The organism is Spirosoma litoris (genome assembly GCF_054776755.1).
Genome location: NZ_BAAHBI010000071.1, coordinates 152,222 through 172,774, shown reverse-complemented (window position 1 = coordinate 172,774; position 20,553 = coordinate 152,222). Strand labels below are relative to the sequence as shown.

Annotated in this window: 13 protein-coding genes; 5 read left to right on the top strand and 8 right to left on the bottom strand. The window is 48.1% G+C overall.

The annotated features are described in order from the left end of the window. Positions 1-2: 2 nt before the first annotated feature. The 4 genes from ACYVGR_RS34450 to recQ all read right to left on the bottom strand — a co-directional run bounded on the left by ACYVGR_RS34450 (position 3) and on the right by recQ (position 6,133). The gene (locus ACYVGR_RS34450) at positions 3-1,229 is read right to left on the bottom strand and encodes a lytic transglycosylase domain-containing protein (protein ID WP_460964955.1); all 1,227 of its coding nucleotides are present in this window, start codon (positions 1,227-1,229) and stop codon (positions 3-5) included. Between the two features lie 101 nt (positions 1,230-1,330). Continuing rightward, positions 1,331-2,569 (bottom strand): lytic transglycosylase domain-containing protein, encoded by a 1,239-nt coding sequence (locus ACYVGR_RS34445; protein WP_460964953.1) that lies wholly within the window; start codon positions 2,567-2,569, stop codon positions 1,331-1,333. Positions 2,570-2,734: 165 nt separating this feature from the next. Then, positions 2,735-3,817, bottom strand: coding sequence for a lytic transglycosylase domain-containing protein (locus ACYVGR_RS34440; protein ID WP_460965093.1), 1,083 nt, complete (start codon positions 3,815-3,817; stop codon positions 2,735-2,737). A gap of 189 nt (positions 3,818-4,006) precedes the next feature. Continuing rightward, entirely contained in the window at positions 4,007-6,133 is a 2,127-nt protein-coding gene (recQ, locus tag ACYVGR_RS34435) for a DNA helicase RecQ (protein ID WP_460964951.1), read from the bottom strand. 210 nt (positions 6,134-6,343) lie between these two features. Between recQ and ACYVGR_RS34430 the strand changes: the two genes are divergently transcribed. Further along, positions 6,344-6,979 (top strand): hypothetical protein, encoded by a 636-nt coding sequence (locus ACYVGR_RS34430; protein WP_460964950.1) that lies wholly within the window; start codon positions 6,344-6,346, stop codon positions 6,977-6,979. Between the two features lie 78 nt (positions 6,980-7,057). Here the strand turns inward: ACYVGR_RS34430 and ACYVGR_RS34425 are convergent, their stop codons facing one another. Then, positions 7,058-7,522 (bottom strand): hypothetical protein, encoded by a 465-nt coding sequence (locus ACYVGR_RS34425; RefSeq protein WP_460964949.1) that lies wholly within the window; start codon positions 7,520-7,522, stop codon positions 7,058-7,060. Between the two features lie 243 nt (positions 7,523-7,765). Here ACYVGR_RS34425 and ACYVGR_RS34420 point away from each other — a divergent pair, with 243 nt between their 5' ends. The 4 genes from ACYVGR_RS34420 to ACYVGR_RS34405 all read left to right on the top strand — a co-directional run bounded on the left by ACYVGR_RS34420 (position 7,766) and on the right by ACYVGR_RS34405 (position 13,715). Next, positions 7,766-10,135, top strand: a complete 2,370-nt coding sequence (locus tag ACYVGR_RS34420; RefSeq protein ID WP_460964947.1) for a penicillin acylase family protein — start codon at positions 7,766-7,768, stop codon at positions 10,133-10,135. Between the two features lie 118 nt (positions 10,136-10,253). Beyond that, entirely contained in the window at positions 10,254-12,038 is a 1,785-nt protein-coding gene (argS, locus tag ACYVGR_RS34415; RefSeq protein WP_460964945.1) for an arginine--tRNA ligase, read from the top strand. Positions 12,039-12,107: 69 nt separating this feature from the next. After that, positions 12,108-12,725, top strand: coding sequence for a glutathione peroxidase (locus ACYVGR_RS34410; protein WP_460964943.1), 618 nt, complete (start codon positions 12,108-12,110; stop codon positions 12,723-12,725). A 96-nt stretch (positions 12,726-12,821) separates the two neighbouring features. Further along, entirely contained in the window at positions 12,822-13,715 is an 894-nt protein-coding gene (locus ACYVGR_RS34405; RefSeq protein WP_460965091.1) for a 1,4-dihydroxy-2-naphthoate polyprenyltransferase, read from the top strand. A 111-nt stretch (positions 13,716-13,826) separates the two neighbouring features. On the opposite strand, the gene ACYVGR_RS34400 is transcribed toward ACYVGR_RS34405, so the two are convergent. The 3 genes from ACYVGR_RS34400 to ileS all read right to left on the bottom strand — a co-directional run bounded on the left by ACYVGR_RS34400 (position 13,827) and on the right by ileS (position 20,372). Continuing rightward, the gene (locus ACYVGR_RS34400) at positions 13,827-16,151 is read right to left on the bottom strand and encodes a metallophosphoesterase (protein WP_460964942.1); all 2,325 of its coding nucleotides are present in this window, start codon (positions 16,149-16,151) and stop codon (positions 13,827-13,829) included. Positions 16,152-16,242: 91 nt separating this feature from the next. Continuing rightward, positions 16,243-16,641, bottom strand: a complete 399-nt coding sequence (locus tag ACYVGR_RS34395; RefSeq protein ID WP_460964940.1) for a hypothetical protein — start codon at positions 16,639-16,641, stop codon at positions 16,243-16,245. Positions 16,642-16,925: 284 nt separating this feature from the next. After that, positions 16,926-20,372 (bottom strand): isoleucine--tRNA ligase, encoded by a 3,447-nt coding sequence (gene ileS, locus ACYVGR_RS34390; RefSeq protein WP_460964938.1) that lies wholly within the window; start codon positions 20,370-20,372, stop codon positions 16,926-16,928. Between the last annotated feature and the right edge of the window lie 181 nt (positions 20,373-20,553).

Sequence of the window (20,553 nt, the reverse complement as noted above, 5' to 3'; positions counted from 1 at the left end):
TTTTACAGCTTCCACTGCACAACCCAACCTGGCTTTATAACTTTTGGGCGAGGTACTCCTGCCAAGCCTGTTGCCGGGTTCATGGCCAGTAAGGTGAGTGGAATGCTGGTGTTTTCTTGGGCCGAAACGGCTTTAGTTGCTCGTAGGAATAGATTGCCTCGCGAATCTATATCGTCTACAATGGCATAGAGCATGTCTCCGGCTTTCAGGGCGTCATCGCCAATCTGAACGTCTTCTGTTAAGGTAAATGCCCAACTTTGGCCCACTTTGGGGAGCCCTGCCCGCACCAGCCGCGTAGCTACATCACCAACAAAAACAGGATTAGAAGCTGGCTTGCTCTTTAGCAATTCCGTGAGCAAACTGTCCATAATCATCGCTTCATTCTTGGTCGGTTTGCCAGCATCCAGGAATGATTCGATAGGGATGCCTTCGGGTTCGGGTTCATCGTCATGAAGCCAACCCATCCGCCGGGCCTGTTCGCGTTCCTTTTCATACAAATTACCCGAGTAAGCCAGCATTGTACCAGCCGAACCAACGCCGTAAAATGGGTTTGTAAATAGTTCCTTCATGGCCAGAATCCGGTAGAGGTAATAGCCTGTTTCGGGATTCATAGTCATTGCGTAATAGTCTCTATGGCCCGACTTTGTGATTTTACGCTGTACCATACCCACGCCCCCATTATAAGCAGCCGCTACCAGCGTCCAGGATCCCAGTTTTTTGTACAGGAATTTCAAATATTTGCAGGCGGCTTCTGTCGATTTGAGCAAATCCGTTCGTTCATCGTTACCGGCTGCGATGGAAAGCCCCATGTCCTGAGCCGTGTCGTCCATGAATTGCCAATACCCAATGGCACCCGCCGATGATACTGCATTCGACTGCCAGGCACTCTCGATAAGCGGCAGGTATTTGAAGTCGTTGGGAACGTTATACTTCTGCAGAATGGGTTCGATAATCGCAAAAAACGGTGCCGAACGAGCCTTCAACCCGTTCACATGCCGGATATAACCCGAGCTGCCTGCGAGTGCTAACGCTAACTTCGCTGATACATCTCCCTGTTCGGTTGGGACTACCTCGCCACAGAAATGTAGCCGTTGTGGCTCCAGTGGGCGAATAGCTTTTTTACTTCCTTTGGCTTTCGCTAAAGTTGTTTTCTTCTGCGCTATGGCAATTTGCTCAAGCGATAAAATGCTCAGGAGCAATAGAATAACATATCTAGTACCTACTGTCAAAACAAAGTGCTGTTGGTCAGATCAATAGACAACGAATTGGGCGTAAGGTTTAGTTCGGAGGAATTATAGCAACTTGAAGCTCAGTTGATCATCTTATGACGTTACAATGTCTTCCAGGTCAGAATCCAGCCTGCCTTTATCTGATCAACGTCTGGGAGTTTAATGCCAATGCGACCTGTCGATGCATCAATGGCGGATAAATTCATCGTGTAGGTATGTTTTTCATTAGCGGAATAAAGTCGGTCAGCCCGTAAGTAAATCTTGTCTGTTTTAGGGTCAACATCTTCGACAATGGCATATAAAACATCCCCTTCTTCAACTTGTTTACCATCGGCCATGCCATCACGAGTTAAGTGAAATACCCAGACCTGCCCGCGCGCCACACCGGCTGATTCCACTAGTTTGGCCTTGATGCCTCCCCGAAAAACATCGGCTGCGTTCGGAAGCGGTATATCGGCTGTTTGCCCTGCCAGTGGTTTTGCTGCTTCCTGAATAGGTGTGTCAATGGCTACTCGGGTAGCTTCGTCCACAATTACTTCAGGCAGCAGCACTTCATCTTCATCCGGGTCAGAATCGGGCGTGAGTGGCTCGCTAAGGTAAGCCATCATCCGTTCTGGAATAAGGTGATCGTACGATTTGTAATTGGAAAACAGCTCTTTAAACGCTAAAATCCGATATAGGTATTTACCTGTTTCGGCATTCAGGCGTAGGTAGTAATAATCTCGTTGCTGTTGTCGGCGAATATTGCTCAACAAGGCCCCAATCCCATTGTTATAAGCTGCTGCTGCCAGTGTCCAGGAACCTAATCGAGTGTACAGATACCGCAGATACCGACAGGCGGCATTGGTTGATTTAACTAAATTCGTTCGCTCGTCGTAGCCAGCATGAACGACTAACCCCAACTCACGAGCCGTAGCGGGCATAAATTGCCAATAACCCACCGCTCCTTTAGGCGATACGGCCATTCCGGTCAAGGCACTTTCAACTAAAGGCAAATATTTGAAATCCAGTGGAATCCCGTGTCGGGACAGGATAGGTTCAATAATCGGGAAAAACACAGAAGCCCGCTTTCGAATGCGATAAATTGCCTGATTTTGGTTCGTATTTCGGGCCAGGGCAGATACTAATCGACGCGCAACAGCTTCTTCATGTAGAGGCACCGATTCACCACAGAAATAAACGGGAGGGAGCATCCTCGTTAGACCCGGATCAATAGCTGGTGTGAATGTGAGGGAATGTGCTAATGGTCTGTCTACTGGCGCATTTAGCAAACGAGTAGGAGCAAAAACACTTGTCACAACCAAACCAGTCGCTAGCGAAAGATAGGCTAACAAGTTCATTTTAAGGCAAGTTCAAGTTTTATGGGTTATTGCCTTTTTGACTCTATTATTAGTCTATAGTTACACTATAGTTCTTGCTTATTTATTAAAAGGTAGGCTTATAAATAAAGCCGCCTGATACCAGGCGGCTTTATTTATCACATTAGTTTCCGTTCAATGAATAGCTTATAACCAGTCCCAGAAGTGCAATGGGCGTATTCCTTCTCCTTTTTTCTGGGGTAAAATTCGTGGCCGACGGAACCGAAGAACCATGAGTCCCATCATAAGCTTTTTGATGGGCAAATGCTGCCCTTGTTTCTCCAAATCGGCATCTGGAGCATTGGGTATAGTTGCGGCAGAAGTCGCACTGGCAATAAATTGATCTGTATCCGATGGCGCTTTGGTTAGGGCCGTATTGGGGCGTGGTCCCCAGGTAGGATCGGTAAAATCTTCGTCAACCAACTCGATGGTAGGCGCATCCTTAATTTTCTTTGGAAGCGCCAGCGGCTTATGCCAGCTAGGCAGTGGCTTGGTTAGCTCGGCCATGGTTGAGCCACTTAGTAACAAGGCGTACTGGCGTGGGTTCGTAAGAAGTTCTTTGAACGCCAGAATTCGGAATAGATAGTGACTCGTTTCACGATGCAACCGAAGCCGATAATAACTTGTCTGGCTTTGTTGGTGCATTTTATTCATCACGTGGGTAATTCCTCCGTTGTAGGCCGCTGCTACCAATGTCCAGGAACCTAGTTCCCCATAAAGCTGGTGTAAATGGCGACAAACAGCAATCGTTGCCTTTTCCAGGTTCAGGCGTTCATCCACTTTTCCATTAACTTTCAGCCCCAGTTCGCGAGCGGTGCCCGGCATGATTTGCCAGTATCCAGCGGCTCCCCGATACGATACGCTCCGGTTATCCAGCGCACTTTCGGCCAGCGGCATGAAGCGGAAGTCGCGGGGAATTTTATATTTCCGAAGGATCGGGTCAATAATAGGGAAAAACTCAGATGCCCGCGAACGGAGATCGAATAGAAACTCTTCCTGTGCACCATAGGTGCGTAAGGTTTGTGCCCAACGGCGCGATACACGAGGTTCGTTGACCGGTACTTCTTCGCCACAGAAGTAAATCGGGAACAGGCGTTTGGTCGAATCGACGACTAATAATTCAGGATTGTTGAGACCGTTCGAGGGAAGAATTCGGCTCGTGTCGGAGGTGAAAATGGAGATCGGGTGGGCCGTTTTAACGACACCCGGCCCCGTTTTTACGGCGGCCATGAGCAGTGAAAAACTTACTTCTTTTATCAAAATTACATTAGTTGTTGTGATACATATAGACAACAAAACCCGTCTTTTGGTAACGGGCTCATTTACTACCTAAAAACGAATTTAACTGATTATCTGGTATGTAGCAAATATTCTGTCTAAGAATTATCCAACGGGACAGCGGAAAAAAGGATTTTATCTTTATAGGAGACCCATAACAAGCGTCAGTTTACCATAGTCATAACGACCGCCTAAATAGTCGAAAACAGGCTTTAAACGGCCTTCTTCGATACCAACGGCGGCAATGGCTTTTTCAATTTCGCGCCGGTCAATCGGGTCAATTAATGAGACTAAATCAATATCGTAGCCTGACTTGGAAAGCTGCACTAAATGGCTCGCTACGGAGCCAGTTGTAAGTTGTCGTTCGGCGGCAATCTCGTCAATTGTGTAACCATTATTATACAAATCGAGCGTTACTAATTGGGTTGATCCTTTGGGTTTTTCGCCCGCCTGCACCCGACTTCGTATATAGTCGAGGATTTCACCCAGAAACTGCTTACCAAACAACTGAAGTTTCCGCTCGCCAACCCCGCTTACATTCCGCAACGCATCGGGTGTAGTTGGCCGCTGGCGGGCCATGTCTTCGAGAGTGGTATCCGTAAAAATAACGTAGGCAGGAACGTTCTGCTCGTCGGCGAGTTGCTTGCGCAATACCCGTAGTCGTTCGAACAGATCGTCGCGTTGAGTTTCGGCTTTGGTCTTCGTTTTTTCGACCACTGGTTTTGGTGCATCGTCGGGGCGTACCAGATCGATCTTTCGGCCACCATACAATACCTGATCGGCCAGGATACCCCGGCGCAGTGCGTAGTGCTGATCGTAGGCGATTTCGATGACACCGACGTTTATGAGCTGATGAATGTAATTGCGCCAGTCTTCGAAACGGAGGTCTTTTCCGGCACCGTAGGTTTTTACCTGATCGTAGCCACCCTGGATTATTTGCTGGCTCCGCGACCCGCGTAAAATGTCAATTAACAAATTCATCGGAACCCGCTCGCCCGTACGAATCATGGCCGAGAGGGCTTTCTGAGCCAGAATCGTACCATCAAAGGTCACGCGTGGATCTCGGCAAACATCACAGTTTCCACAGGGTTCAGGAAAGTCTTCTGAAAAGTAAGAAAGCAGAATCTGCCGGCGACAGGTGTGTGCATCGGCGTATTGTTGCATCCGTTCCAGTTTGGCCAACTGAAGGCCAAGGTTAGCTGGATTGTTTTCGGCCAGCATCTCTTTGTAGGTGGCTACATCGGCGAAGCTATAGAACAAAACCGTTTGAGCTGCAGCCCCGTCGCGTCCTGCCCGCCCAATTTCCTGATAAAAGCTCTCGATGTTTTTGGGCATGTTATAATGAATTACCCAGCGCACATTCGACTTGTCGATGCCCATACCAAAGGCAATCGTGGCGCACATAATACGCACATCGTCGCGAAGAAAAGCTTCCTGAGTTTTTGCCCGATCATCAGGGTCCATTTTGGCATGATAGAAAGCCGCGTTAAATCCTTTCTCCTGTAGTTTAGCCGCCAGCGATTCGGTCGATTTCCGGCTCAGGCAATAAATAATACCCGATGTATTGGGTTTCTGCTGCAACAAGCGGATAATCTGCTGAATGCGATTCTGACCGGGCAACACCTGCAAACTCAGGTTTTTCCGGTTGAACGAATCAACAAATATGGCAGGGTCGTTCATACCAAGCCGGGTCGCAATATCCTGCCGGGTCAACTTATCGGCCGTTGCTGTTAGCGCAATCGTTGGTACATTCGGAAACTGCTCTTTCAAAACATGCAATTGCGTGTATTCTGGCCGGAAATCGTGCCCCCAGGACGAAATGCAATGGGCTTCATCGATGGCGAATAACGAAAGATTGACGAGTTTCAGGAAATTGAAAAACGACTCGGTGAGCAGTTTCTCAGGTGAAACGTAAAGCAGCTTGAGTTTTCCACTAATGCAGTCGTTTTCAATCTCGCGCTGTTCCCGGCTGGTCTGAGTGCTGTTGTAATAAGCAGCCTGAATACCGTTCATGTGTAAAGCCCCTACCTGATCTTTCATGAGGGCAATCAGGGGAGAAACAACGATCGTCAGGCCCGGAAGCATAAGAGCCGGAATCTGAAAACAAACCGACTTGCCTCCCCCAGTTGGCATCAACACTACGGTATCCCGACCACTCAAAATGGATTGGATGATCGCTTCCTGCATGGGCCGGAATGTATCATATCCATAATAGCGCTTAAGATAATCGGTTGGGGTCGACGTAAGAGTGGGGTTTGTACTAAGCATTTTATGTTTCCGAGTAGGTTGTGTACCGGACAAATGGGCGTAGCTGAGAAGAGCTAAATAACCATCGTTGCTCGGTTAGAAACTACTATCTTTCTATCAAATTTAAGAAAAAATTAAGTCATTTTTAGTGACAGATTCGTGATTTTATACCCATCTTTCCGTCCTAAGTGCTGAAGTTTTAAGTTTATCATAAACCCCAGTCCAATTGCCATGAAAAAGATTATTTCAATACTATGCCTTTCGCTTGGTTTACTGGTTGCCTTTGATGGTGTAGCTCAGGATGATAAAGCCTCCAAAAGCAAAGCGAAAAAAGAAATGAGCGATGCCGACAAATCGGCGAAGGATGCTGCGAAGGCAGAGAAAAAAGCAGCCAAAGAAGCTGCGAAAGCTGGCATGAGCGACGCTGATAAAGCCGCGAAAGATCAGGCCAAAGCCGATAAAAAGGCGGCTAAAGATGCTGCCAAAGCAGCCAAAGCTGATGCGAAGGGAGCTGCTGACGCAACAACCGATGCCGCCAAACAGGCTGCCATGAACGAAAAAATGGCAAAAGTGAGAGCGGCCAAAGACGCGAAGAAAGATGCCGCAGCTGCTGCTGATAAAGGAGCCGCTAAGGCCGATAAAGCCGCTGATAACGCAGGGTTGAAAGACGACAAGATGAGCAAAACCGCCAAAGCCTCGACACCTGCTGTGAAAGAAGAAAAAGCGACGCCCGCCGATTACAAAGCCCCTGTTGACCCGTCGAAAAAAGGCCCTAACGGAGAGAAAGTGATGACCGGTCCTCGTGGTGGTAAATATTATATCAATAAGAACGGTAACAAGACCTATTTGAGTAGCATAAAAGGGTAATAACTTACCTTCATAAACAGCACGAGGGGACAGGTTTTCAAGCCTGTCCCCTCGTGCTGTTTAGTGCAATCAGTGGTGCTAATAGTTTGATTGAGAGGATCTCTGAGTGGGTATTGAACCTTCAATAATGCCGTCTTTTATAAGCTGAGAAACGATATTGCGAGGAGGCACTTCGTTACTGCCGCCCGTTGTGATAATAGCCTTCCAAAAAGGTTTACCCGTTGCCAGATTTGTCATTTCCAGATAAAGCTCGTTGTAGGACGTGATATACCTCCCCGAACCGGCTGTATAGTTTCGATTGAAGTCAATTGTTAGCATAACCTCACTTTGGCAGGTCTGTCGTTGCCTATCAATGGCTTCTTCGGGACTTTCGAACGAAATAGGGCTGTTCGATACCGTACAAACCTGATAACCTGCTGGAAATGCCGTTTGGAACGTAGGTAAATAAGTGGCGTGGGTTTTGGGGAGCCTTGATACAACCAGAATACGCCGAAACTCAGGTTTTGCATCCGCTTTTACATTCGACTGGATGTTCGCGGTCATGCAACTTGCCAGGTTTATCAGGAGACTAAGGGTTATTAGTTGGCGGAATATTTTCATAACAGTTTTGTATTGTTTTATCAAAGAAACATCATGTTTCTAATAGTTAACCAATTCCAGGCAATGGATTCTTGATCGAAACTTTGTTCATACTATGCCATTCAGAGCCTGATTAAGGATTTAGGCGTTTAGAAAGGCTGTTACAAAAGCGAAAAGTTCGTATGTTCAGGAATAGAATCTGATCCTATGCGCCAGCTACTTCGGTTGTTTATCGTTTTTCTACCATTCAGTTGCAATTCTCAGACATTACAGACGACGGGCCTGCAGCAACCTGTCGAAATCATTCGCGATCGGTGGGGCGTTAACCACATTTACGCCAAAAACGAACATGATCTTTTTTTTGCACAGGGATATGCTGCCGCTCAGGATCGTCTGTTTCAACTGGAAATCTGGCGTCGTCAGGCTACAGGTACAATTGCCGAATTGTTGGGGCCTCAGGAAACCAAACGCGATATAGGTACGCGGCTGTTTAAGTTTCGGGGAGATATTAATAAGGAACTACTGCATTACCACCCGCACGGCCCGCAAATCGTTGGGGCATTTGTCGATGGCATTAACGCCTATATCACCGAAATCCTGAAAACGCCCGAAAAGCTGCCTTTCGAATTTCGGGTTCTAAAGACAAAACCCGCATTATGGACGCCCGAAGTCGTGATTAGTCGGCATCAGGGACTGCTCGGCAATGTTCGCGACGAACTCAATTATGGCCGATTGGTGAAACTCATTGGCCCCGACAAACTTCGTGAACTACAGTGGTTTCATCCGGCTCCCAAACCCAGCGATCCTGACCTGACGCTACACGTCAATGGCGAGGAGTTGTTTCAACCAATCCTGGAACTCTATGAAGCGTTTCGTTTACCTCTGAAATTCAGTGACCGATTAGCGAAAGCTGACGAAGATGAAGCCAGTCGATCCGATAAACCAGTTGATGAATGGTTCGAGACAGAGAAGCAGTTTGTGGGGTCGAATAACTGGATTATTTCGGGCAATAAGTCAGCTAGTGGGTATCCGATGCTGGCCAATGACCCACACCGGTCACAATCGACGCCCTCGCTACGGTATTGGGTGCATCTGAATGCGCCGGGTTGGAATGTGATTGGAGCAGGAGAACCAACCTTGCCCGGAATTTCAATTGGGCATAATGACTACGGTGCCTGGGGGCTCACGATTTTTGAGACCGACAATGAAGATTTATACGTCTACGAAACTAATCCCGCAAACCCCAATCAATACCGCTACAAAGGCAAAGGGGCGACATCTACTTGGGAGAATATGAAAATACTGACCGAAACCATCCCGATGAAAGACGACCAATCGGTACGGGCTGAACTAAAATATACGCGTCATGGCCCGGTGGTATTTGAAGATAAAGAACACCACAAGGCCTATGCAATTCGGGCAGGCTGGCTCGAAATGGGTTGTGCTCCCTATCTGGCGAGCTTGCGGATGAATCAGTCAACGAACTGGACAGAGTTTCGGCAGGCGTGCACCTATAGTCGCGTACCGGGAGAGAATATGATTTGGGCCGATAGAACCGGAACGATTGGCTGGCAGGCCGTGGGTTTATCGCCTATACGAAAAAACTTCACGGGCCTGGTTCCCGTGCCGGGTGATGGGCGGTTTGAGTGGAGTGGTTATCTGCCCATTTTACAACTGCCCAATAAACTCAATCCATCCGAAGGGTTTGTAGCAACTGCGAATAATAATCTGACACCTGTGGATTTTCCGCACCGCGATGCCGTTGGCTGGACCTGGGCGGCACCTAGCCGGGCTCATCGCATTGAGGAAGTATTGGGCGACGGTAAGCGCAAAAACCTGGTCGACTTTATGGCGTTACAGGCCGATTATCTATCCATTCCTGCCCGAACATTGGTGCCGCTGCTCCAGAATCTGGCGTCACCATCGGACCGAACAACACAGGCGTTAGAATACCTGCGTCGATGGGATTACAAACTTGAGCCTAATTCGGTGGCCGCTGCTATTTATGTAGCCTGGGAAGGACAGTTAAAACTGGCTGTTTATCAGCAGAAGGTGCCGAAGATTGCGCAACCTTATTTGACGAGTCTTCCATCAAAACGGGTACTAGACGCGCTTCTTCCGCCAACGGCTTCCCGAGATAGTTTGTTACTATTGTGCATGGATCGCGCCATGACAGAACTTACCGGGCGATTAGGCAACGACATGACCAAGTGGGTGTATGGCCAGGCCAAGAATAAGCACATTACCATTACCCATCCGCTCAGCAACATGGTCGATAAAGCGATGCGGAAGAAAATTAATCTCGGTCCTGCCATTCGGGGAGGTTATGCCGAAACGGTGAATGCAACCAGTGCTAATCTGAATCAAACGCACGGCGCATCGTTCCGAATTCTGGTCGATACCGAAGATTGGGATAAAACGCTTGGTATCAATACACCCGGCCAATCAGGAAACCCCGATAGCCCGCACTACGGCGATTTGTTTCCGATCTGGGCCGACAACAACTACTTCCCCGTCTATTTCTCGAAGGAAAAAGTAAAATCCGTCGCCGAAGAAACAACGGTATTGAAGCCATGAGTAGCGCGGACATCTTGTCCGCATAGTTGAAAACTACCTTGTTTCTTGAAAAATGATTAGCCTGCGGCTACGCGGACAGGATATCCACGCTACATAACATTTCGTACTTTTGTGGGAAATGGATATTCAATCAATAGTAGCAGCCGATATTGCACGGTCAATCGCCGAACTTTATCCCGGCAATACGTGCGACGTACAACTTACGCCGACGAAAAAAGAATTTGAAGGTCAATATACCTTTGTTACGTTTCCACTCACGAAAGCCCTCCGCCAAGCGCCTGCGCAGATAGGCCAAACGATTGGCGCTTGGTTGCTGGAAAATAGCCCAGTTGTCAGTGCATTCAACGTGGTACAGGGATTCCTGAATATTAGTATTGCCGATTCGGCCTGGGTTGGCTTGTTAAACGATATTGCCTCTAATCCATCGTTCGGCACATTGCCTTCGAAAGAGCAGTCGGTGATGGTTGAATTTTCGTCACCAAATACCAACAAACCGCTTCACCTCGGGCATTTACGGAACAATTTTCTGGGTGATTCAGTCAGTAAAATTCTGGCTGCAAACGGCTATGATGTCGTAAAAACCTGCATTGTCAACGACCGGGGCGTTCACATCTGTAAGTCGATGCTGGCTTATCGGATGTTTGGTAATGGAGAAACACCGGAGTCGGCGGGCATGAAAGGCGATCACCTGATCGGGAAATATTATGTGCTGTTCGACAAAGCGTATAAGGCGCAGATCGAAGAGATGGTAGCGCAGGGTACGCCTAAAGAAGAAGCTGAAAAGAAAGCGCCCCTCATGCTTGAAGTTCAGCAGATGCTACGTTTGTGGGAGCAAGGTGATCCCGAAACCGTAGCGCTCTGGAGCCAGCTCAACGCCTGGGTATATACGGGTTTCGATGCTACCTATAAGCGGATTGGCGTTAGTTTCGACAAGACTTATTACGAATCGAATACGTACCTGCTAGGGAAAGAAATTGTTGAGGAAGGTCTTCTGAAAGGCGTTTTCTTCCGAAAAGACGACAGCTCCGTTTGGATTGACCTGACTGCCGAAGGGCTGGACCAAAAGCTAGTGATGCGATCGGATGGTACGTCGGTGTATATGACACAGGATTTGGGTACGACCGATCTGAAGTTCCAGGATTTTCAGAATGATCGGCAGATTTGGGTAGTTGGGAATGAGCAGGACTACCATTTCAATGTGCTGTTCGCCATCCTGCGCAAGCTGGGCCGGACGTATGCCGATGGTCTTTACCACCTCTCGTACGGCATGGTTGATTTGCCAACGGGTAAAATGAAATCACGTGAAGGCACCGTTGTAGATGCCGACGATCTGATTCAGGAAACGGTTGATGCGGCCTCGACAGCTGCTGATGAAGCGGCCAAGGGCAAACTGGAGGATTTCAGTCAGGAAGAGAAAGATGCACTTTTTCAGACGCTTGGTTTGGGTGCGTTGAAATACTACCTGCTGAAGGTTGATCCCCAAAAGCGGATGCAGTTCAACCCAGCCGAATCGGTGGATTTGCATGGGAATACCGGGCCTTACATTCAGTATGTTCACGCCCGGATTCGCTCTATTCTGCGTAAGGCTGCTGAGCTTACAATGACGTTGGAAGGACCCGTGTCGGCAACGCAGCTGGATGAGCTTGAGCAGCAATTAGTGTTCCTGTTGAGCCAGTATCCGCAACGGGTAGCTGAGGCAGGAACAGACTATGCGCCTTCGTATATTGCCCAGTATGCGTATGAGCTGGCTAAGACCTTCAATCAGTTTTACGATAAGCTGTCGATCCTAAAAGAAACGGACCCGATTAAATTGCGTACCCGACTTGTGTTATCAAAGACCGTTAGTGAAACTATTCGGAAGTCAATGGGTTTATTGGGGATAGAAGTGCCTGAAAAAATGTAGTTTAAGTTATTCAGGTTCAGTACAAGTACGCTCCTTTACCAAACTGTCTACAAAATTGTCAAACTGATCATGAAAAAGAGTATTATCGTTTCCCTGATCGCGGTTGCGGTCGTTTTTTCACTCACTAGTTTTATGTCGTTACCCCAGCTGGTAAAAGCCATTTTTGGTGGAAATAAGGCTATCTCGGCTCCCACGGATGCGGCAGCTCCCACCAAAAGCCTGTATGATTTTACGGTAAATTCGCTTGATGGCAAACCTGTCGCGCTGAAAGCCTACAAAGGCAAAAAAGTTGTCATTCTGAACGTTGCGTCGAAATGTGGCTTCACTCCCCAGTATGCCGATTGGGAAAAATTCTACAAAGAACACGGCGACAAAGTGGTTGTTCTGGGTTTCCCCGCTAACAATTTCAAAAGCCAGGAGCCAGGCAGCAACGAAGAAATTGCTGAGTTCTGTAAGAAAAACTACGGTGTAACCTTCCCAATGTTCGAGAAAGTATCGGTATTGGGCGATGATCAGGCTCCATTATACAAATGGTTGACAACGAAGTCATTGAACGGCTGGAACGAACAGGCTCCAACCTGGAACTTCTGCAAATACGTTATCAACGAGAAAGGTGAACTAATCAATTTCTTCGGCTCGAAAGTGAAGCCAGAGGATGAAGAGTTTAAGAAGGCAATAGGAATTTAATTAATGGTGAAAGAGTGAAAGAGTGAAAGAGCGAAAGACTGATATCGGCAGTTTTCACTCTTTCACTCTTTCACTCTTTCGCTCTTTACACACATGATAAAGAGCTGGATTGCGGCTGCCCGGCCGCGTACGTTACCGCTGTCGTTAGCCAGCATTATTCTTGGGAGTTTTCTGGCTTCGGCCGACCATCATTTTAGCTGGCCGATTGCTCTGTTAGCTGCTCTGACGACGATCTTCCTCCAAATCCTGTCCAACTTCGCCAATGACTATGGCGATGCGGTATCGGGTAAAGATACGGAGCTTCGAGTTGGCCCACGCCGGGCAGTGGCTACGGGCGATATTACCAAAGAAGCTATGATGCGCGGCATTATCATTATGTCGGTATTGTCGCTGATTTCCGGTCTTGGCTTATTGGCGCTGGCCTTTTATGATGCAGGCGCTAAGCTTTTCTGGTTTTTTCTGGTGCTGGGATTGCTGAGTATTGCCGCTGCTATTGGCTACACAAATGGTAAACGACCCTATGGATATGCAGGCTTCGGGGATATTGCCGTCCTGATTTTCTTTGGTTGGGTGGGCGTGTTAGGAACGTATTTTCTGCACACACTTTCGTTCAATCCTATTCTGTTATTACCTGCCACCAGCGTTGGGCTATTTGCAACGGGTGTTCTGAATGTCAATAACATTCGTGATATCGAAACCGATACCATGACCGGCAAGCGTTCTATTCCTGCGCGTCTTGGATTACCATTAGCTATTCGCTATCACTGGGGATTACTCCTGACGGGCATGTTCTGTGCCGTTGCTTACTCGTTTCTGACAGGCGCGAACTGGTTCAGCTACGTTTATCTACTGGCGTTCCCGCTGTTTATTGTAAACGGTCGAGCGGTAGCGACTCACAAACGGCCCGCTGAACTCAACGCTCGTCTGGGACAACTTGCCCTTTCGACTTTGTTGTTTGTGATTTTGTTCGGAATCGGTCAGGTGTTGTAGAGTAGTCATAATTGGTCAGGTATGGTCAAAGATTGTCAGGAATAGAATTCACGAGACAACTCTTTACCATTCTTGACAACCTTTGCCTATACCTGACAATACTTGCCTACCTTATTGCCGAACTACCTTTCGAGTCACTTTATTCTGACCGGCCTGAATCGTGAGCAGATACGTTCCGTTGGTATGCGGCATGGAAATCGTTTCGTTTACAGATGAAACTGTACCGAACTGCTTCTGAAATACGGTCCGGCCATTGACATCCTGAAGGCTCATTGTTACTTCCTTTTTCTGTGTCGTTGTCAACTCGACATACACCACTTCGTGCGTTGGATTGGGGTAAACGCGGAGCTTTCCATCCGAAAACTCCTCTTCGGCAGTTGGAAGTAAGACCGTTATCGACGCCTGACCTGAGAAAGTGCCTTTGCCACAACTATTTTCAACACTCGCTATCGAATAAATAATAGATTTAATCGGCATGAGCGTCAGTAGGGTTGGGGTAACGCTACTGGAAAAAGCCGTGCCGTCAGATAATGTTCCTTTCCAGGGAGCATCGCCTGTGAAACTGATGGAAAGGTCGATGGATTGCCCTTGTACTATGCTTGTTGAACCAGACAGCGTTGCCGTTGGTAAGGGTTTAACAATGAACCCGTCGCTGGCAACAAGTTGTGCATAGGGAATGCCGCGCGGTCTTACCTGTAATCGATAGCCGGCACCCGGTGTTAAGCTGATTGGAATGGTGGCATTTAACGCGTTTAGCGATCCAGAGCCGACAATCTTCTCGGTGGTGAAATTTCCTGTTGCATCCGACAAAAGCACATCGTATTGCCAACCGGCAGCTTTGGTGGTATTTTCGGGTGTTGCCGAAACCGAAAAAGTAGCGCCCGGACAAACCGATGTGCTCACCGATGCTTTAGCCGTTAGCTTGGGCGGTTGTTGAACGGTTATGGTAAACTGATCGGTTAGGCATTGCTGATTATCAGTGACCGTGACTGGGAATGTTCCGGCCTTATCGGCTGTATAGCGGATACTGCGTCCTGTTTGCCCAACCGACCATCGGTAATCACCCACCCAGGAAGCTGAAAAGGAAAGTGTATCGGCAAATTCGGTTGTGAGTGACGTGGACTTATTCACATTTTTCATGATCGTGAACTTATCCTGTACGGAGCCATCAGACATAACTAGTTGCGCATCCAGGCGGTTATCATTTACATCCAACAACATAGACCCTCCGACAGTCACGTTATTATACACCGTGGCTGGGTGCGGAAAGCCCGGAGATTGTCCGCCCAATTGCCCACCAGAACCATTAATAACATAAACAGTGCCTTGTCCTTTGGTTAGAATAGGGCAGGAGTTAGGCGACCCATCGTACCTTGCTGTAGTCCCTTCAGCAAGGTTCTGATTGCTATCGTATGTAGTGGCCAAGCCGCGTAGACCTTTAATTCGATACGTTCGCTCGTAACCGTGACTGTGACCGTTAAGAACCAAATCGACCCCGTAACGTTCCAGAATAGGGGTTAGATTTTCACGAATAAGTCGCATGGACTCCTCCGTATCGGAGTTATGACCGCCTTTGCTGTAAGGTGGGTGATGGAAAATGACAATCGTCCACGGAAGTTTGTTAGCCGCCAGGTCGCTTTTGAGCCATTGCACCTGCGTAGAGGTTGTATCATAAAGACGATATTGCCCGTCTGGACGGCCCTGCGAATCCAGCGAAATTAAATGGACATTTCCATAATTGGCTGAATAATAGGACTTAGAGTTTGAGGGTACTCCTCCCGCTTCGCCCTGCTGGGGGAACGAAAACAGGTTGTAATAGGCCGTATTGAAGTTTGTTTGGCTATCGGCATAATCGTGATTGCCAGGGGTGGTGAATATCGGTGTGTTCCGAAGAGTAGCTGCGTAAACCGGAAATACCAATCGCTGATACTCTTCCTCAAAACCAAACGAGTACGCGTTGTCGCCAAGCCAAAGCCATAAATCGGCGGGATAGTTGGCAGTAGCGTTTTTATAGGCCTGATAAACGTTGGCTTGGTTAGCATTGCCACTTCCAAAGTCGCCTAGAACCCACATCCGAAACGGACGCTTATCGCCAGCAGGAAGCGCTGTTTTAACGTAATAGTCTGGACCAGAGGCTAATTGGGTATCGTCGTAGCCGATAGCGTAGGCGTAGCGGGTTGTAGGTTGTAAGCCTGTGATTGTCAGAACGTGCTCGAGCGTGGGCTGTGCTTCACGAATGTCTTTGGTCAATTGGTTGGTAGCCGGACCAAACCAGACCCGACCGGTTGTGGGCTGATCGGTGCGCCAGCGAACAACTACCGAGGTAGTTGTCAGTACCTGTAAGTAGGGGCCACGTACAATAGTAGGTGTTTGTGCAGTCGCTTCCTGTACGAAAATGAAAAGGGAAATGAGGGCAAGTAGAAGTGTATTCTTCATCAGGTGAACTATGGGTCCACCGTAAAGTTACACCCACTGACCGATAATTCCGCCAGTGGGTGTAATTTGGTAACAATCAGTTAATTAGTTTTTAAGCATTATGTAATGCCTGATGCATCTTTAGTAGATTCCGAACAGGCCAGTCGCTTTGGTTATAGGATTCCAGTTGCGCTACTTTGACAAGTAATTTACGCTCCGTCCGTCTACGTTCTTCAGGACTTATCTCTTTTAGTTTAGCAGGTAGTTCCTGAAGGGCTAAGGTTAACTGAGTGCAGGCCGTGATCGGCAGTGCAAAATGAGCAGCTAATCGCTCCACATCCGATAGTTTCCAGAGGTCCGGTTTATTCCGTCGATTACGGATGGCATTTCCACTCAAACCTACAGCTATTCCCAATTGCTCATCATTGAGCGAACACTCACGTAGTCGCCACATAATGGCCTGATAATTATTGACAAATGAGTGTAATGTAGTTCGTAAATAGTCTATCAATGGCGTAAGGTTTTTGATGAATGCAGCTAATTAATTACAGCTAATGTTCACTGAATGGGCTAGTGGCGTAAGTATGGCTGGGGCCCGCTCCAACGAATGGCCGCAAGGAATTAAATCAACAATCAACTACTTACTTAGGCTTATATGAGCAACATTCGTGCCGTTGTGTATTTATTTTTCCGGATTAAGTAAAATTCGTATTCAAGCGTGAGGCTTTCTGAGAAACAAAAAAGCACCCGCTGTAGCGGGTGCTTTTTTGTTTCTCAGAAAGAATTATAAAATCGCTATATGCGCTCTACATTGAGCCGCAATTGGAACTCGTCCATTTCGATTTCTGCCGTTGCCGACCCATTCAGGTCACTCACTAAATCGAGTGAAACAGCCTGAACTTCCTGGCGGATATACTCGCGGTTGGCTTCGATAGCGGTAGCCAGTACTTCGTCGTTTCGTTCGAGTTCAATGCGAATCTTGTCGGTTACCGAGAAGTCACGGTCTTTTCGCAGATTCTGAATCCGGTTCACAAAATCGCGGGCAATACCTTCACCACGTAATTCGTCGCTTACATGAACATCCAGTGCAACGGTCAAACCACCTTCACTGGCAACGAGCCAGCCTGGAATGTCTTCTGTCAGAATCTCCACGTCCGACAATTGTAAGTCAAATGAGCCAAGCTGTAGGCTATTGGTCGCTTCCAGTTGTTTTAACTCGTCGGGCGTCATGGCCGTAATAACGGCGGCAACGTCTTTCATCTGTTTGCCAAACTTGGGACCAAGCGCCTTAAAGTTCGGTTTTACTTTCTTCTTCAGAATACCGCTGGCGTCGTCTACAAATTCAACAGCTTTCACATTCACCTCCGACATAATGATCGGGCTGACGTGCTCAATCTGCCGACGTGTATCTGTATTCAACACGGGAACTAGTACCCGGCTTAACGGTTGCCGAACTTTCAGTTTATGTCCTTTCCGTAACGAGTGAACCAACGAAGAAACCTGTTGGCCCAGCTCCATCGATCGTTCCAATTCAGTGTCGATCAGGCTTTGATCGGCAACCGGGAAATTGGTCAAATGTACCGAGGCATTATTGGCATTGCCATCCGTTAAGTTACGGTACAGCCAATCAGCGTAGAAAGGTGCGATAGGCGACATTAACTGCGATACGGTTGTCAGACACTCGTGCAGGGTTTCGTAAGCTGCCCGTTTGTCGAGGGTCAATTCTCCGTCGACCGCGACCCCGGACCAGAAACGCCGACGTGATAACCGTACATACCAGTTCGACAATTGGTCGTTCACAAAATCCTGAACGGCCCGCCCGGCTTTGGTTGGATTGTAGCTATCAAACTGGGCCTCAACTTCCAGCACAAGCGATTGCAGCTTGGACAAAATCCAGCGATCCAGTTCAGGGCGTTCGGCTACAGGTACGGTACGCCCCGTGAATGAAAAGGCGTCCAGATTGGCGTACAAGGCAAAGAAGTTATAGGTATTCGACAGCGTGCCGAATAACTTCCGTTGCACTTCGCCAATACCATCCGTATTGAATTTGAGGTTATCCCAGGGCTCAGCGTTGGTGATCATGTACCAGCGTGTGGCATCGGGGCCATATTTCGCCAGGGTTGCAAATGGGTCAACGGCATTGCCCAGCCGCTTCGACATTTTGTTGCCGTTTTTATCAAGCACCAACCCGGTCGAAACCACGTTTTTAAACGCGACCGAATCAAATAGCATTCCGGCGATGGCATGCAACGTGAAGAACCAGCCACGGGTTTGGTCAACACCTTCGGAGATAAAATCGGCCGGGAACGCTTTTTTGAAAACGTCCTGATTCTCGAACGGATAATGCCACTGTGCATACGGCATCGCGCCCGAGTCGAACCAAACGTCGATCAGATCCGACTCGCGCTGCATCACTTGCCCACTTTCCGATACGAAATACACCTCGTCAACATAAGGACGGTGCAGATCGAATGTTGATTGATTGAATGATTGAATGAATGACTGGTTAGCGTCGAGATAAGATTGGTATTCGGTTTTACCTTCCCGAACCCATTCGCCCATTCGCTCATTCGCTAATTCGCAATTTTTTACCAGCTCATCGACCGAACCAATGCAGACTTCCTCTCCGGTTTCGCTACGCCAGATCGGCAGGGGAGTTCCCCAGAAGCGGCTACGGCTCAGGTTCCAGTCTACAAGGTTTTCGAGCCAGTTGCCAAAGCGACCAGTCCCTGTGCTTTCGGGTTGCCAGTTGATAGTTTTGTTTAGTTCAACTAACCGATCTTTCTTCGCCGTCGTGCGGATAAACCAGCTATCGAGCGGATAGTACAAAATCGGCTTGTCTGTCCGCCAGCAGTGCGGGTAGGGGTGTTCGTATTTCTCAACCCGGAACGCTTTGTTTTCCTCTTTCAGCTTGATGGCAATCAGCACATCGGTTGGTTTGAACTCAGGATCTTCGCGCTCTTCGTCTGAATAATATTCTTCTTTTACGTATCGACCAGCAAAGTCTGTGATTTCAGCCACAAACTGACCGTGTTTATCCACAATCGGGACTTCTTTTCCCGTTTCATCTTTCACCATGATGGCCGGAATCCCCGCAGCCTGCGCTACCCGGAAGTCGTCGGCACCAAAGGTTGGCGACGTATGGACGATACCCGTACCATCTTCGGTCGTGACGAAATCACCTAAAATGACTTTAAAGGCTGGCTTGTCGGGCTGCACATACGGCATCAATTGCTCATACTCGATGCCTTCCAGATGTTGCCCTTTAAATTCCGAGACAATCGCCCAGGGAATCACTTTGTCGTTGGGCAAATAGGCGTCGAAAGCAGGATTGGCTACCGAATCGACTTTTCCTTTTTCACTCAACCAGCGACCCACCAGGTTTTTCGCCATCACCACGTGTACCAGTACATGGGTATACGGGTTGAAGGTTTTCACCATCACATAATCGATGTTGGCACCGACGGTCAGCGCTGAGTTCGCGGGTAAGGTCCAGGGCGTGGTGGTCCAGGCCAGGATATAGACGTCCTCATCGGCAGAATCGAAAAATAGAAAGCCCGATTTGCCGCTGGGTTTCACTTTGAACTGAGCCACAATGGTTGTGTCGCGCACATCCTTGTAAGTGCCCGGCATGTTCAACTCGTGTGAACTCAAACCTGTTCCTGCCTTAGGTGAATACGGTTGGATGGTATAGCCTTTGTATAGCAAATTCTTGTCGTACAACTGCTTGAGTAAATACCAAACCGATTCGATGTATTCATTTTTGTAGGTAACGTACGGATTGTCCAGATCAACCCAATAGCCCATTTTCTGGGTTAGGTCGTTCCATTGATCGGTAAACCGCATAACGGTTTCGCGGCATTTGCGGTTGTATTCTTCCACACTAATGCCACCTTCCGATTCGGGTTTGCCGATATGATCTTTCGTAATACCAAGCTCCTTTTCAACTTGTAGTTCTATGGGCAGACCGTGTGTATCCCAGCCGCCTTTTCGCTTAACCTGAAAGCCCTGAAGCGTTTTATAGCGGCAGAAAATGTCCTTAATTGTCCGGGCCATTACGTGGTGAATTCCCGGCGCGCCATTGGCTGATGGTGGTCCTTCGTAGAACGTAAACGTGGGTTGTCCATCACGGATCGCCACTGATTGTTCAAATACCTGATTCTGATTCCAGTAAGTTAGCACCTCAGCTGCGATCTGTGCGTAGTCGAGGGACTCATATTGTTGGTACTTCACGCCTGGCATAATCGAAAGGCACAATTTGTCTCCTGGTAAAGCCGGAGCTTGTCGTGCGGTTAAAAAATAATTCGCAAAGATACGGAAATTTAGGGCATAGGGTGGGTTAGTCTCGCCGTACTCCGTTAATAGGCAACAAAAAAGCGAACCAGAGTGGTTCGCTTTAGAGCATGGATAAACCAGCGCAAAC

What these genes read in the sequence shown, in the direction of transcription:
- ACYVGR_RS34430 (WP_460964950.1), top strand. Translation starts at nt 6,344, where the DNA reads ATGAAAAAGATTATTTCAATACTATGCCTTTCGCTTGGTTTACTGGTT.
- ACYVGR_RS34420 (WP_460964947.1), top strand. Translation starts at nt 7,766, where the DNA reads ATGCGCCAGCTACTTCGGTTGTTTATCGTTTTTCTACCATTCAGTTGC.
- ACYVGR_RS34400 (WP_460964942.1), bottom strand. Translation starts at nt 16,151, where the DNA reads ATGAAGAATACACTTCTACTTGCCCTCATTTCCCTTTTCATTTTCGTA.
- ACYVGR_RS34425 (WP_460964949.1), bottom strand. Translation starts at nt 7,522, where the DNA reads ATGACCGCGAACATCCAGTCGAATGTAAAAGCGGATGCAAAACCTGAG.
- ACYVGR_RS34410 (WP_460964943.1), top strand. Translation starts at nt 12,108, where the DNA reads ATGAAAAAGAGTATTATCGTTTCCCTGATCGCGGTTGCGGTCGTTTTT.
- argS (WP_460964945.1), top strand. Translation starts at nt 10,254, where the DNA reads ATGGATATTCAATCAATAGTAGCAGCCGATATTGCACGGTCAATCGCC.
- ACYVGR_RS34440 (WP_460965093.1), bottom strand. Translation starts at nt 3,817, where the DNA reads ATGGCCGCCGTAAAAACGGGGCCGGGTGTCGTTAAAACGGCCCACCCG.
- ileS (WP_460964938.1), bottom strand. Translation starts at nt 20,372, where the DNA reads ATGCCAGGCGTGAAGTACCAACAATATGAGTCCCTCGACTACGCACAG.
- recQ (WP_460964951.1), bottom strand. Translation starts at nt 6,133, where the DNA reads ATGCTTAGTACAAACCCCACTCTTACGTCGACCCCAACCGATTATCTT.
- ACYVGR_RS34445 (WP_460964953.1), bottom strand. Translation starts at nt 2,569, where the DNA reads ATGAACTTGTTAGCCTATCTTTCGCTAGCGACTGGTTTGGTTGTGACA.